Source organism: Paracoccus sp. S-4012, assembly GCF_009674885.1.
In the GTDB taxonomy this organism is placed as follows: domain Bacteria; phylum Pseudomonadota; class Alphaproteobacteria; order Rhodobacterales; family Rhodobacteraceae; genus Paracoccus.
On sequence record NZ_WKKA01000002.1, the window covers coordinates 210,161 to 223,833 of the forward strand.

At 71.9% G+C, this 13,673-nt stretch carries 13 protein-coding genes and 1 pseudogene; 7 read left to right on the top strand and 7 right to left on the bottom strand.

Going from position 1 to position 13,673, the window contains the following annotated elements:
* Positions 1-31 precede the first annotated feature (31 nt).
* From fliF to fliP, 4 genes are read left to right on the top strand one after another with little or no spacing between them, the layout of a single operon-like run.
* Positions 32-1,636: a flagellar basal-body MS-ring/collar protein FliF gene (gene fliF, locus GI374_RS04430; protein WP_154335805.1), complete on the top strand. Its 1,605-nt coding sequence runs from the start codon at positions 32-34 to the stop codon at positions 1,634-1,636.
* Positions 1,633-2,190 carry a hypothetical protein gene (locus tag GI374_RS04435; RefSeq protein WP_154335806.1) on the top strand — a complete coding sequence of 186 codons (558 nt, stop codon included), beginning with the start codon at positions 1,633-1,635 and terminating at the stop codon, positions 2,188-2,190. Before fliF ends, GI374_RS04435 begins: the two co-directional genes overlap by 4 nt.
* Positions 2,187-2,444 carry a FliM/FliN family flagellar motor switch protein gene (locus GI374_RS04440; protein WP_154335807.1) on the top strand — a complete coding sequence of 86 codons (258 nt, stop codon included), beginning with the start codon at positions 2,187-2,189 and terminating at the stop codon, positions 2,442-2,444. The genes GI374_RS04435 and GI374_RS04440 overlap by 4 nt, the downstream gene beginning before the upstream one ends.
* Before the next feature lie 59 nt (positions 2,445-2,503).
* Positions 2,504-3,202 (top strand): flagellar type III secretion system pore protein FliP, encoded by a 699-nt coding sequence (gene fliP, locus GI374_RS04445; protein WP_370515162.1) that lies wholly within the window; start codon positions 2,504-2,506, stop codon positions 3,200-3,202.
* Between the two features lie 68 nt (positions 3,203-3,270).
* On the opposite strand, the gene GI374_RS04450 is transcribed toward fliP, so the two are convergent.
* Positions 3,271-4,455, bottom strand: a complete 1,185-nt coding sequence (locus GI374_RS04450) for an acetyl-CoA C-acyltransferase family protein (protein WP_154335808.1) — start codon at positions 4,453-4,455, stop codon at positions 3,271-3,273.
* Between the two features lie 165 nt (positions 4,456-4,620).
* Here GI374_RS04450 and GI374_RS04455 point away from each other — a divergent pair, with 165 nt between their 5' ends.
* The 3 genes and pseudogenes from GI374_RS04455 to GI374_RS19750 form a co-directional block, all read left to right on the top strand.
* Positions 4,621-5,205: a transglycosylase SLT domain-containing protein gene (locus GI374_RS04455; protein WP_154335809.1), complete on the top strand. Its 585-nt coding sequence runs from the start codon at positions 4,621-4,623 to the stop codon at positions 5,203-5,205.
* A complete protein-coding gene (locus tag GI374_RS04460; protein ID WP_370515138.1) occupies positions 5,202-6,110 on the top strand; it encodes an ornithine cyclodeaminase family protein in 909 nt (302 codons plus the stop codon). The genes GI374_RS04455 and GI374_RS04460 overlap by 4 nt, the downstream gene beginning before the upstream one ends.
* Before the next feature lie 16 nt (positions 6,111-6,126).
* A pseudogene (locus GI374_RS19750) lies at positions 6,127-6,348 on the top strand (PIN domain-containing protein); the annotation flags it as partial.
* Between the two features lie 4 nt (positions 6,349-6,352).
* Here GI374_RS19750 and GI374_RS04470 read toward each other — a convergent pair.
* The 6 genes from GI374_RS04470 to leuS form a co-directional block, all read right to left on the bottom strand.
* Positions 6,353-7,600, bottom strand: coding sequence for an MFS transporter (locus GI374_RS04470; RefSeq protein ID WP_154335811.1), 1,248 nt, complete (start codon positions 7,598-7,600; stop codon positions 6,353-6,355).
* An 86-nt stretch (positions 7,601-7,686) separates the two neighbouring features.
* Positions 7,687-8,301 (bottom strand): sulfotransferase family 2 domain-containing protein, encoded by a 615-nt coding sequence (locus GI374_RS04475; RefSeq protein WP_154335812.1) that lies wholly within the window; start codon positions 8,299-8,301, stop codon positions 7,687-7,689.
* Positions 8,283-9,569, bottom strand: a complete 1,287-nt coding sequence (locus tag GI374_RS04480) for a TIGR03862 family flavoprotein (protein ID WP_370515140.1) — start codon at positions 9,567-9,569, stop codon at positions 8,283-8,285. Before GI374_RS04480 ends, GI374_RS04475 begins: the two co-directional genes overlap by 19 nt.
* On the bottom strand, positions 9,566-10,594 hold the full coding sequence (holA, locus tag GI374_RS04485) for a DNA polymerase III subunit delta (protein ID WP_154335813.1): 1,029 nt from the start codon (positions 10,592-10,594) through the stop codon (positions 9,566-9,568). Before holA ends, GI374_RS04480 begins: the two co-directional genes overlap by 4 nt.
* Positions 10,591-11,082 carry a hypothetical protein gene (locus GI374_RS04490; protein ID WP_154335814.1) on the bottom strand — a complete coding sequence of 164 codons (492 nt, stop codon included), beginning with the start codon at positions 11,080-11,082 and terminating at the stop codon, positions 10,591-10,593. Before GI374_RS04490 ends, holA begins: the two co-directional genes overlap by 4 nt.
* Complete coding sequence (gene leuS, locus GI374_RS04495) at positions 11,069-13,606, bottom strand: leucine--tRNA ligase (protein ID WP_154335815.1); 2,538 nt, start codon at positions 13,604-13,606, stop codon at positions 11,069-11,071. The genes GI374_RS04490 and leuS overlap by 14 nt, the downstream gene beginning before the upstream one ends.
* Positions 13,607-13,673: the final 67 nt, after the last annotated feature.

Here is a 13,673-nt window from a genome sequence, read left to right on the forward strand (position 1 = left end):
CAATGTCGCGTTGTCGATTCGAGGGGCGGGGATGCAGAAGCTGCAGGAATACTGGGCGGCGCGCAGCCGCGGGCAGCGGGTGGCGATGGCCGCAAGCTTTGCGGGCGCGCTGCTGGCGGTGGCGCTGTTTGCATGGGCTGCGGCACGCGCGCCGATGGCGCTGCTCTATTCCGGGCTCGATCCGGCGCAGGCGGGCTCGGTGATTGCCGAGATCGACCGCCGCGGCGTCACCCATGAGGTGCGCGGCGAATCGATCTGGGTGGCGGCGGCCGACCGCGACCGGCTGCGCCTCGACCTCGCCGCGCAGGGCCTGCCGGCCGCGGGCGAGGCCGGCTACGAGCTGCTCGACGGCATGTCGGGCTTCGGCACCACCTCGCAGATGTTTGACGCCGCCTATTGGCGCGCCAAGGAGGGCGAGCTTGCGCGCACCATCCTCGCGCTGCCGAACGTCAAGGCGGCGCGGGTGCATCTCGCGGTCCCGGCGAGCCGCGGCTTCCGGCGCGAGGTCGCGGGCACGGCCTCTGTTACGATCACCACGACCGGGGTCGAGGTCTCGCGCGAGCAGGCGCAGTCGCTGCAGTTCCTGGTGTCCTCGGGCGTGCCCGGCATGGCGCCCGCGGCCGTGACGGTCATCGACAGCCGGCAGGGCGTCGTCTCGCCGGGCGACGACCTCGCCGGGCGCGACCGCGAGGCCGAGATGAAGCGCAACGTCGAGCGCATCCTCGAGGCGCATGTGGGCAGCGGCAACGCCATCGTCGAGCTGTCGCTGTCGCTCAACACCGACCGCGAGAACCTGATCGAGCAGCGCTTCGACCCGAAGGAACGGGCGCTGATCTCGGAGGAGGTGCAGGAGACCAGCGACCAGAGCACCGACGCCGGGCCGGCGCCGGTGACGGCGGCCTCGAACCTGCCCGACAACGCGCAAGCGGGGGGCGAGGGCCAGAGCCGCGCGAACCGGCAGGAATCGCGGCAGCGGGCGAATTACGAGGTGAGCCAGGTCACGCGCGAGGTGCAGCGCGGCCCGGGCGAGGTCCGGCGGCTGACGGTTGCGGTGCTGGTGAACGGCGCGCCGGTGACGAATGCCGCGGGCGAGACCAGCGTGGCGCCGCGCAGCGAGGCGGAATTGGCGGTGCTGCGTGAGCTGGTGGCGGCGGCGGTCGGCTTCGACGAGGCGCGGGGCGACCAGCTGACGGTGAAGTCGATGCCCTTCGCGGACATGGCGCAGAACGGGACCCTGGCCGAGCGGCCGGGCTGGCTCGACCGGCTCGCGCTCGATTCGCTGGCGCGGCTGGCGGTCATCGGCCTCTTTGCCGTGGTGCTGGCGGCGGTGCTGATGCGGCCCCTGCTGCGGCAGCGGGCGCCGCAGGCGGTGCTCGACACCTCGGCGGCGCTGCCGGCGCCGGCCGGCGGCGCGGCGCCGCGCATGGACGACGCCGGCCTGCCCGCCCTCGCGATGGCCAGCCCGGCCGCAGCAAGCTTCGCGCTGCCGATGGCGACGCCGGAGATCTCCTTCACGCCGCCTTCCCCGCAGGACGGCGCCGTGGCGCGCCTGCGCGAGCTGATGCGCGAGCGGCGCGAGGAGAGCGTGCGCATCCTCTCCGACTGGATCGACGAGGGCGGGAGGGCGGCGCGATGAGCCTCGCCCTGCGCCTCGAATCCTTCGCCCGCGACCTGGGCCCGCCGCTGCCGAAGCTGCCGGTCTATGCGGCCGAGGACCTCGCCGCGGCCCGTGCCGAGGGCTTTGCGGAGGGCCGCGCCGCGGCCGCGGCCGAGGCACGCGCGGGTCTCGCGGTCGCCGTCAGCCGGCTGACGGCGGCGCTCGCCGACGATGACGCCCGCCGCCGGGAACTCGCGGCGGGCTGGAAGGCGGAGCTGGTCGCGGTGACGGAGGCGGTCGCGGGCGCGCTCGCCCCGCCGTTTCGGGCCGCCTTGCTGGCCGAATCGGTCGTGCGGCTGCTGGCTGCGGGGGCCGGGGTCGCCCCGGCCCCCGCGCGCATCGGCTGCGAGCCTGCCGCCCGCGGGGCGCTCCGCGCCGCGCTGGACGCGGCTGGCCTGCAGCGGGTCGAGATCACCGACAGCCCCAGCGGCGCCAGCTTCGAGAGCGCGGGCGGCCTCATCCGAATCGACCCCGGCCGCGTGCAGCGCGGCCTCGAGCAGATCATTGCCGACATGAAGGAGACCCCCGCATGAGCGACCGCATCGACCGCCTGGTTCCGACCGACCACATCAAGGTCGAACTCACGATCCGCCTCGGCCGCGCGACGCTGACAGTGGCCGAGCTCTCGGCGCTCGGGCCCGACGACGTGCTGACGCTCGACCGCGAGATCGGCGACGGGGTCGAGATCTGCGTCGGCGACCGGGTCGTGGCGCAAGGGGTGCTGGTCGGCGACGGGCCCGACGACCGGCTCTCGGTCCGCATCACCGATCCGGCCGACGCCGCGTGAGACTCGCGGCAATCCTCGCGGCCGCGGCGGGGCTGGCGCTGGCGATGCTCCTGCCGGGCATGGCGCTCGCGCAGGACCTCGCCGCCCCGGACCCCCTCGCCGCGCTGACCGGCGGCCTCGGGCGCAACGCGGCGCTGATCGTCCTTGCGCTAACGGTCATCTCGCTCGTCCCCGGCATCGCCATCGCCGTCACCTGCTTTCCCTTCATCGTCACGGTGCTCTCGATCCTGCGCCAGTCGATCGGGTTGCCGCAGTCGCCGCCGAACCTGCTGATCGTGGCGCTATCGATGTTCCTGACCTGGTTCGTCATGGACCCGGTCCTGCGCGAGGCCTGGACCACCGCCGGGCGGCCGCTGAGCGAGGGCGAGATCACCCTCTCGGAAGCCTTCGAGCGCGGCGTCGTGCCGTTCCGCGGCTTCATGTCGGCGCGCGTCGATCCCGACACGCTGGCCGCCCTCGAGGAGGTCGCGCCGGGCGGCCCTCCCGTCGCCGCGGCCGATGCACCCCTGCCGGAACCCGCGCTTTCTGTCCTGGTCCCCGCCTTCATGCTCACCGAAATCCAGCGCGCCTTCGAGGTCGGCTTCCTCGTCGCGCTGCCCTTCCTCATCATCGATCTCGTGGTCTCGGCGGTGCTGATGTCGATGGGGATGATGATGGTGCCGCCGGCCCTCGTCTCGCTGCCCTTCAAGCTCGCGTTCTTCGTGGTCGTGGACGGCTGGGGCATGGTCGCGGGCGCCCTGGTGCGGAGCTATCAGTGAGGCGCGCGGGCCATGCGAAAGGCCCGGTCCTTGCGGAACCGGGCCTCGTCATTCGCCTTGCAGAAGGATCAGACCCGCTCGATCGCCAGCGCGATGCCCTGGCCGCCGCCGATGCACATGGTGATCAGCGCCTTGCTGCCGCCGGTCCGCTCCAGCTCGTAGAGGGCCTTCACAGTGAGGATTGCGCCGGTGGCGCCGACCGGATGGCCGAGCGCGATCGCGCCGCCGTTGGGGTTCACCTTCTCGGCGTCGAGGCCGAGGTCCTTGTTGACCGCCAGCGCCTGCGCGGCGAAAGCCTCGTTGGACTCGATCACGTCAAAATCGGCGACGGTGAGGCCGGTCTTTTCCAGCAGCTTCTGCACCGCGGGAATCGGACCATAGCCCATGACCTCGGGCCGCACCCCGGCGGTGGCGAAGCCCAGCACCCGCGCCTTCGGCTTCAGCCCGGCCGCCTCGGCCGCCTCGGCCCGCGCCAGCACGATCGCCGCGGCGCCGTCGTTGATGCCGCTGGCGTTGCCCGCCGTGACCGTGCCGCCGTCCTTCTTGAAGGCGGGACGCAGGCCTGCCAGCGCCTCGGCGCTCGTCGACTTGGGATGCTCGTCGGTGTCGAAGGTCACGGTGCCCTTCCGGCCCTTCACCTCGACCGGGACGATCTGCTCCTTGAAGCGGCCCTCCTCGATCGCGCGGGCGGCGCGGTTCTGGCTTTCGAGCGCAAAGGCGTCCTGCTGCTCGCGGGTGATCTGGCTTTCGGCGGCGACGTTCTCGGCCGTGACGCCCATGTGGCCGGTGCCCATCGGGTCGGTGAGCGCGCCCACCATCATGTCGAGCGCCTTCACGTCGCCCATGCGCGCGCCGTGCCGCAGCGCCGGCATGATGTAGGGCGAGCGGCTCATCGACTCGGCGCCGCCGGCGACGGCGAAATCGGCATCGCCCACCATCAGCGACTGCGCCGCCGAGACGATCGCCTGCGCGCCCGAGCCGCAGAGGCGGTTCACGTTCATGGCCGAGGTCTCGATCGGGATGCCTGCGTCCAGCATCGCCACGCGGGCGAGATACATGTCGCGCGGCTCGGTGTTGATGACGTGGCCGAACATCACGGTGCCGATCTGTTCGGGGCTGACGCCCGCGCGCTCCATCGCGGCCTTGGTCACCGTCGCGGCGAGATCGATCGGCGGCACCGAGGCGAGGCTGCCGCCGAAGGCGCCGATCGCCGTGCGGGCACCCGAGAGAATGACGACTCCAGTATCGGACATGGTGGACTCTCCAGAATATGGCTCGGGCGCGACCTTATCGCTGCACGGCAGCATGGGAAAGCGGTTTGCTGCCCGCGCGGCCGCCTGCGGCATTGTGAGTTTTCCCCCGCGGCCGCCTGTCCTACACTGCCGGTCAAAAGGACGCCAGCAAGGCGTGGGGGCAGGATGAACCGCTATCTCAAGCTCGCCCTGATCGGGCTGGTCGCCTCGTGCGGGGGCAATCGCAACTACAGCGCGCCGCGCGACCTCGACAACGCCTGCGCGATCGCGGCCGAGCGGCCCGCCTACATGCGCGCCATGCAGCAGGCCGAACGCCGCTGGGGGGTGCCGGTCCCGGTCATGATGGCCACGATCCACCAGGAATCGAAGTTCATCGGCAACGCCCGGACGCCGCACCAGTATGCGCTTGGCATCATCCCGATCGGACGGCAGAGTTCGGCCTATGGCTACAGCCAGGCCCTCGACGGCACCTGGGAGGATTACCTCCGCGAGACCGGCAACCGCCGCGCCCGGCGCGACGACATCCGCGACGCCACGGATTTCATGGGCTGGTACATGAACGGCACGACCCGGCAGCTGGGCATCCCCAAGAACGACGCCGCCGGGCAGTATCTCGCCTATCACGAGGGGCGCGGCGGCTTCTCGCGCGGGTCGCACCGCAGCAAGCCGTGGCTGATGACGGTCGCCTCGCGGGTCGGGGACCGCGCCGGCACCTATTCGGCGCAGCTCGCCGGATGCCGGCGGCTGTGAGCGGGCCGCGGATCATCGGGCCGGAGGTCGAGCCGCGGCTCGACTGGCTGGCGCTGACCGATGCGCTGATCGCCGGGCACCGCCTGCCGCGGGCCGAGGTGGCCGACAGCTTCCTCTATCGCGGCGAGGACACGCTGCTGACGCGCAGCGCCTGGATCGACGGGCTGGGCCTCGCCGTGAAGCCGGCGAGCGTGTTCCCCGGCAACCCGGCGCAGGGTCTGCCGATGGTCAACGGCGCGGTGAACCTGCTGGACGACGCGACCGGGCGGTTGCTGGCGATCGTCGATTTCCATCTGGTGACGCGGTGGAAGACGGCCGGCGACAGCCTGCTCTCGGCGCGGCTGCTGGCGCGGAAGGATGCCCGCCGGGTGCTGGTGATCGGCGCCGGCAATGTCGCCGCCTCGATGGTCGCGGCCTACCGGACGCTGATCCCCGAGGCCGAGGTCACGATCTGGAACCGCACCCGCAGCGCTGCCGAGGCGCTCGCGGCGCGGGTCGGGGCGACCGTGGCGGACGAGTTGGGGGCGGCCGTCCGCGCCGCCGAGGTGATCGCCACGACCACCATGAGCCGCGAGCCGCTCCTGCGCGGCGCATGGCTCTCGCCCGGCACCCATGTGGACCTGATCGGCGCCTACCGCCCCGACATGCGCGAGGCCGACGACGAGGCGCTGCGCCGGGCCCGGGTCTTCGTCGACAGCCGCGCGACCACGCTGGGTCATATTGGCGAGATCCAGGACCCGGTGGACCGCGGCGTGATCACGCCCAATGACATAGTGGCCGATTTCTACGACATCGCCTCGGGGGCCTACGCGCGGAGGTCGGAGGACGAGATCACCCTCGCCAAGAACGGCGGCGGCGCACATCTGGACCTGATGACGGCGCGGTGGATCCTGGACGCGGCTTGATCGGCGGCGCGCGGCTGGCTGGCTGCGCCCGACTCTTGCCGCCTACCGGGACCGCATCCTGACGTTCGACACCGAGGCCGCGCTGATCTGGGGCCGCCTGGCAGCGCAGATCGGAAACACGACGGACGACCTCAAGATCGCCGCCACCGCTCTCGCGCAGGGCGCCACGGTCGTCACCCGCAACACCGCCGACTTCGCCCCCACCGGCTGCCCGGTCCTCGACCCCTTCGCCGCCTGACGCCTCAGGCCGGGGCGGGCAGCGCCGGGCCCTCGTCACGGTTCTCGCGGATCGGCAGGTGGATGATCGCCGAGAACGCCCCCACGCCCACGCCGACCCACCAGACCAGCGTGTAGTCGCCGTAGACGTCGTAGAGCCAGCCGCCCAGCCAGACGCCGAGGAACGAGCCGAGCTGGTGGCTGAGGAACACGAAGCCGTAGAGCGTGCCCATGTAGCGCAGCCCCCAGAGATGCGCGACCAGGCCCGAGGTCAGCGGCACCGTCGCCAGCCACAGCGCTCCCATGATCAGCGAGAAGACGATCACCGAACCGGGCGTGATCGGGCTGAGGATGAAGGCCGCCGCGGCGATGGTCCGCAGCGTGTAGATCCCGGCCAGCAGGTATTTCTTGGTGTAGCGCTGCCCCAGCCACCCGGCGAGGATCGAGCCGCCGATATTCGCCAGCCCGATCAGCGAGATCGCCACCGCGCCAAGCGCCGATGTCGTCGTGATCCCGAGGCCCGCAAGGATTCCTCCCGCCGCGATCGGCCCGCACATCTCCGTCACCATCGCGGGAAAATGCGCGGTGATGAAGGCGAGCTGATAGCCGCAGGAGAAGAAGCCCGCGAAGATCATCATGTAGGACGGATCGCGGAAGGCGCGGCCCAGCACCGCACCCATGCTCTCCTGCAACTCGGCCTTCGATGCGCGCGGGCGGGCGTTCAGCATCGGCAGGAAGGCCAGCGTCGAGAGCGCGACCACGGCGAAGATCAGGAACACCGTCTGCCACGGAAACTGCGTCAGCAGCGCCTCGGCCACCGGCGCGCCGAAGACCTGCCCCGCCGAGCCGGCGCCGGTCGCGATGCCGAGGGCGAGGCTGCGATTCCTGTCCGAGGCGGCGCGGCCGACGACGGCCAGCACGACGCCGAAGCCGGTGCCCGCGATGCCGAAGCCGACCAGCACCTCCCAGAGCTGCATGGCCTCGGGCGTGCTCGCAAAGGCGCTGAGAACGAGGCCCAGGGCGTAGAGGAACGCGCCGACGACGACCGCCCAGCGGTCGCCCCATCGTTCCGCGAGCGCGCCGAAGATCGGCTGGCCGATGCCCCAGGCGAGGTTCTGGACGGCGATGGCGAGGCTGAACTCGGCCCGCGGCCAGCCGAACTCCTCGGCGACGGGAATCTGGAAGACGCCGAAGCTCGCCCGGATGGCGAAGCTCAGCATCAGGATGATGGAGCCGCCGACCAGGACCGGCGAGAGGAGGCGGGTGTCGCGCATGGGCGGGCTCCGGGGAGGGGTTCGGGACAGTGTGGCGAGACGCCGCACCGCGTCAAGGACTGCCAGCCCTGCGCCGAGGACAAGGCTCAGGCGAGGGCGCGGTAGTGTTCGACCTCGGTTTCAAGGAAGCGGTAATCGTCGCTGTAGTAGTCCCGCACTGCGGCGGCGAGCTTCGGGGAGAGCGTGGCCTCGGCATCAGCCGGCCCGCGGGCGGTGACATGCAGACGCGGCAGCCGGGCGGTCTGGCCGACACGCTCGGCGATCAGCCGGTAGTCCTCGGCGATGGTCTCGAAGCGGCCGATGAAATCGGCCTGCCGGAGGCAGTTGAAGGGATGCGTCTGCGGAATGGCGTGGTGGCGGATCTTTTCCTCGAACGTCCGGCGGCGCTCGTCGAAGATGATGCTGTCGTCGCGGACGATGTCGAAGAACTCGTCCAGGCTCAGCGGCCGCGCGTCGGGCGGCAGGCTCCAGTCGGGGTCGCCCTCCGGACCGATGGTGAACATCCGCCAGACCGACAGGAACCGGTCCAGCGGCTCGCGCGTGAACGCGAAGCGGAAGAGGCCGTCCCATTCCGGCGGGATATGCCCGAAGCGCGGCCCCTGCACCCGCCTGCTCCAGGCACCCTTGCGGATCGAGGTGCCGCCGGTCTTGGGAATGTGGATGAAGACGCAGTCGGGGTCCTTCAGCAGGAAATTGGACATGGCTCCTCCGGTTCGCGGCCGGGGGGCGTGATAGGCGCGGGGCGCCCGGCTGACAACCGCGCCGCGGCGGCGCGCCCGGCATGGCGGCCAGAGGCGAGGCAGCCGGTCATCAGGTAGCCGCCGGTCGGCGCCTCCCAGTCGAGCATCTCGCCCGCGGCGAAGACGCCGGGGATGGGGCGGAGTTCGAGGTCGGGGCTCAGGGCAGCGGCGGCGATGCCGCCCGCCGACGATATGGCCCGCTCGAGACCCATCGGCCCGACATGGCGCAGCGGCAGCGCCTTGGCCCGCGCGGCCCAGCCGGCGGCGTCCTCGGACCAGGGGCGGCCCCATTCGAGCAGCAGCGCGACCTTGAGCGGATCGCCCAGCATCCGCCGCAGCCGGTTGCCGAGCGAGGCGCGCGCCGGCGCTTTCGCAAGCCGGTCGGCAAGGGCATCGGCGGGAAGATCGGGCGCCAGATCGATGCTCCCCTGCGCCCCGTCGCGCAGGGCGGCGGCAACCTCGTAGACCCCGCCGCCCTCGATGCCCTGCGGGGTGAGGACCCACTCGCCGCGGCTCTCGGCAGTCGCGGCGGCGAGACGGGTGCCCTTCACCGCGCCGCCGAAATGCCGCTGCATGGCCTCGGACCACTCCACCCGGAACCCCATGTTGGCCGGTCGGAACGGCGCCACCTGCACCCCGGCCCCGCGGAGCCACGGCACCCAGGCCGCGTCCGAGCCGAGCCGCGGCCAGCTCGCCCCGCCGAGCGCGAGGACCGCCACCTGCGGCGCGATGAGCCGCCGCCCCTCCGGCGTGTCGAAGGCGAAACCACCGGCAAAGCCGCACCACCGCCACCGCGTCCGCAGCTCGACTCCCTGCCCCCGCAAGCGCCCGAGCCACGCCCGCAGCAAGGGCGACGCCTTCATCCCGACTGGAAACACCCGCCCGGTGGAGCCGGTGAACAGCGCGATCCCCAGCCCCCGCGCCCATCCGGCGACCTCGTCCGGCCCGAAACCCCGAACGATCCCCTCCCATTCTTCTGTCGAAAAATATCCCGGGGGCGCGGGGGCAGCGCCCCCGCTGCCGAGGGTGATCCGGGCCGCAAACCCCTCTACCGGCTGGTCCTTGGTCAGGTTCAGCCCCGACTTCCCCGCCATCAGGAGTTTTCGCGCCGGGGTCGGCATCGCCTCGCAGACGACCGCGGGAAACCCCGCCGCGGCGAGCGCCTCGGCCGCCATCAGCCCGGCGGGACCGGCGCCGATGACCAGCGCCGGGACCCTCTCGGGCGTCACCGCCCGCCCCGCGGCTGCATCGCCAGCCGGATCAGCGCGCGTTCCATCACCGCCATCGCCGGCGCGCGCGAGGAGGAGCGCAACGTCAGGTCGGTCTCCAGCAGCGCATGGATCGCGTCCTCGAGCGCGCGCATGCCCCAGTCCTGCGCCTGCCGGGCCATGCGGTCGCGGCGCGGACCGAAGACCGGCGGGCGCAGCCGCGCGAGGCCCGCCTGCGCGCCGCCGGGATCGGCAGCGGCGGCGTGCAGCGCGCGGAAATGGCGCAGGGCGGCGATGCAGAGCGTGACCGGCGCCGTCCCCTGCGCCTCGATGCGGCGCATCAGGACGCCGAACTCGCGCGTGCGGCCCTCGGCCACCACGTCGATCAGCGCGTCCACCTCGCCCTCGACGGTCATCGGCGCGAGGGCGGCGATCTCGGCCGGGGTCAGCGGCGCGGGGTCGCCGTGCTTGTAGAGGCCGATCTTCTCGACCGTCTGGCGGAAGTCGCCGGGGTCGAGCGCGCGGGAGAGCAGCGTCAGCTCGCGCATGGCGTCGCGGGGCACCTCGCGCAGGCCGGCATCGGAGAGCCAGCGTTCGATCTCGGCCTCGCCGGGCGGTTCGTCGTAGATCGGGGCGGCCATCGCGGCGCGGTGGCCCTCGAACAGCTTTCGCAGGGCCGAGGCCTTGGTCAGCGCGCCCGCCTGAACGACGATCACCGCATCGCCGGGCTCCCATTCCTCCAGCGCCGTGCCGACGATCTCGGCCAGCCCGTCGGTCGCGTCCTCGACCAGCACCGCCCGTTGGCCGGGGAAGAACCCGACCGCCTTCACCGCATCGAGAAGCTGCGCCGGGTCGCGGCGCAGCTCGGCCCCGGCGATCCGCGCCAGCCGCATCTCCTCCTCGGCCCCCGGCCCGACCAGCGCCGCCATCGCCTCCTGCCGCTTCAGCGCTACCCGCATGGCTTCCTGGCCCCAGATCAGCAGCCCCGGCCGGGTCGGGTCGGGCCGGGCGAGGTAGCGGGCGATCTCGGCGCCCTTGAGGTTCATCGGGCGGCGGTCGCGGCCAGCAGGCGGGTCACGACCTCATCGGCCAGCATGGTGGCCAGTCGCGCGCGGGCGTCGGCCTCGGCGGCGAGGGCCGCGACGGTGGTGCCGCCCGCCTCGTAGGCGGCGAAGCTGCTGACCTGTCCGCTCGCCACTACGGCGCCGGAGGCGAGGTCGGTCAGGGTGTAGTCCGCGCTGCCGTTCAGAGCCTGCCGCGTCACCACATCGTCGAAGCCGCGATGCTGGGGGGTGACGGCCAGGCTGAGGCTGTAGCTGAGCCCGTAGGCCGCGGCCGAGGGCGGGCCGAGGCGCTCGGTCAGGCGGGCGTTGAAGGCGAACTGGTCGGCATCGGTCGGGGCCTGCGGCCGGACGCGGCCGCGCAGCGCGGTGCCCGCGCCGCCGGGGGCGTAGGCGGGGGTGAAGCCACAGCCGGCCAGCAGCGCCAGCCCGGCGAGGACCGCGCGGCGCGGGAGGGCGTCAGACGACGACATTCACGATCCGCCCCGGCACCACGACGACCTTCTTCGGCGTCCGGCCGTCGAGGAAGCGGCCGACCGAATCATCGGCCAGCACCATCGCCTCGATCTCGGCCGGGCTCATGGTCTTCGGCACCCGCACCTCGCCCCGGCGCTTGCCGTTGACCTGCACCGGCAGGGTCACGTCGTCGTCGGCGAGCAGCGCCGGGTCGGCCTCGGGCCACGGCGCATCCACCACCAGCCCCTCGCCGCCGGCCTTGGCCCAGACCTCCTCGGCCAGATGCGGCACCATCGGCGCCATCAGCCGGGCCATGATCCGCAAGACTTCGCGCCGCGCCTCACCGCCCGCGTTCGAGCGCGAGACGGTGTTCGCGAGTTCGTAGATCTTCGCCACGGCGCGGTTGAAGGCGAAGCCTTCGATCGTCTTCGTCACCTCGGCAATGGCGCGATGGGCGGCGCGGATCAGCTCGGGATCGTCGCCGCCCTCCTTCGCCTCGTCCGCGAGTCGCCAGACCCGCGCGAGGAAGCGGTTCGCGGCCTCGGCCCCGGCGGCCGTCCATTCCACGTCGCGCTCGGGCGGGCTGTCGGAGAGCATGAACCAGCGGGCGGTATCGGCGCCGAGGCGGGTGACGATATCCACCGGATCGACGACGTTCTTCTTGGACTTGGACATTTTCGCAGAGGGAATGACCTCCACCGCCGTCCCGTCGGCGAGCCGCCCATCCGTCACGCTCTCGGGCAGATGATAGACCGGCCGCCCGCGCTCGTCCCGCGTGAGATATATTTCGTGCGTCACCATCCCCTGCGTGAACAGTGCGTCGAACGGCTCGCTCGCGCTCTCCGGCAGGTGGCCCGTTTTCACCATCGCCCGCGCGAAGAAGCGGGAATAGAGCAGGTGCAGGATCGCGTGCTCGATGCCGCCGATATACTGGTCCACGTTCATCCAGTAGTCGGCCTCGGCCGGGTCGGTGGGCGTGGCTGCATGCGGCGCGGTGAAGCGGGCGTAGTACCAGGACGAATCGACGAAGGTGTCCATCGTGTCGGTCTCGCGCCGCGCATCCGCCCCGCAGCGCGGGCAGGTCGTCGCGGCCCAGGTCGGGTGGCGGTCGAGCGGGTTACCAGCGCGGTCGAAGCTGACGTCGAGCGGCAGCAGCACCGGCAGCCGCTCGCGGGCCTCGGGAACGGTGCCGCAGGCGTGGCAATGGACGACCGGGATCGGGCAGCCCCAGTAGCGCTGCCGCGAGATGCCCCAGTCGCGCAGGCGGTATTTCGTGACGCCCTCGCCCCAACCCTGCTTCTCGGCAAACGCGATGGCGTGGTCCACCGCGTCGCCGCCGGTCATCTCGGTCGGGCCGGCGAAGCCGCGCACATAGGTCACGCGGTCGGTCTTCGGCGGCACGAAGGGGCCGTCCGCGACCAGCGCGTCGGCGGCCGCCGTGTCCATGCCGAGTTCGCCGAAGGTGGCGCGGATCGGCAGGCCATACTTGCGCGAGAAATCATGGTCCCGCTGGTCATGTCCCGGCGAGCCGAAGAGCGCGCCGGTGCCGTAGTCCATCAGCACGAAGTTCGCGACCCAGACCGGCAACTCCCACGAGGGGTCGAGCGGGTGGCGGACCTTCAGCCCGGTGTCGAGGCCCAGCTTCTCGCCCGTCTCGATCGCCTCCTCCGAGGTGCCGGTCTTGCGTGCCTCCTCGGCGAAGGCGATCAGCCGCGGATCGCCCTCGGCCAGCTTCTTCGCCAGCGGATGGTCGGGCGAGATCGCCACGAAATTCGCCCCCAGCAACGTGTCGGGACGCGTGGTGTAGACCTCGATCGTCTCGAACCCTTCGGGCGCCCCCACCGTATCGAAGCGGAACTGCAGCCCACGCGAGCGGCCGATCCAGTTCGCCTGCATCAGCCGCACCTTCTCGGGCCAGCCCTCGAGCCCGTCGAGCGCCTCCAGCAGCTCGTCGGAATAGTCGCTGATGCGGAAGAACCACTGCGTGAGTTCCCGCCGCTCCACCGGCGCGTTCGAGCGCCAGCCCTTGCCGTCGATCACCTGCTCGTTGGCGAGCACGGTCATGTCCACCGGGTCCCAGTTCACGGTGGCCTGCTTTCGCGTCACCAGCCCGGCCTCGAGCATGTCGAGAAACAGCGCCTGCTGCTGCGCCACGTAGTCGTCGTCGCAGGTGGCGAACTCGCGGCTCCAGTCAAGCGAGAGGCCCAGCGGCTTCAGCTGCTCCTTCATCGTGGCGATGTTGGCATAGGTCCAGTCGCGCGGGTGGCCGCCGCTCTCCATGGCCGCGTTCTCGGCCGGCATGCCGAAGGCGTCCCAGCCCATCGGGTGCAGCACGCTGAACCCCTGCGCGCGCTTGAACCGCGCCACCACGTCGCCCATCGTGTAGTTGCGCACATGGCCCATGTGGATGCGCCCGGAAGGATAGGGGAACATCTCCAGCACGTAGTATTTCGGCCGCTCGTCGCGGACGGCGCGGAAGCTGCCGGCCTCGTCCCAGGCGGCCTGCCAGCGGGGTTCGCTTGTCGCGGGATCGTAGGGCATGGATCGGGCTCCGGGCGGCGTCATCAGGGCCGCAGGCTTTAGACGACCGCCCCGGCCCGGTCCAGCG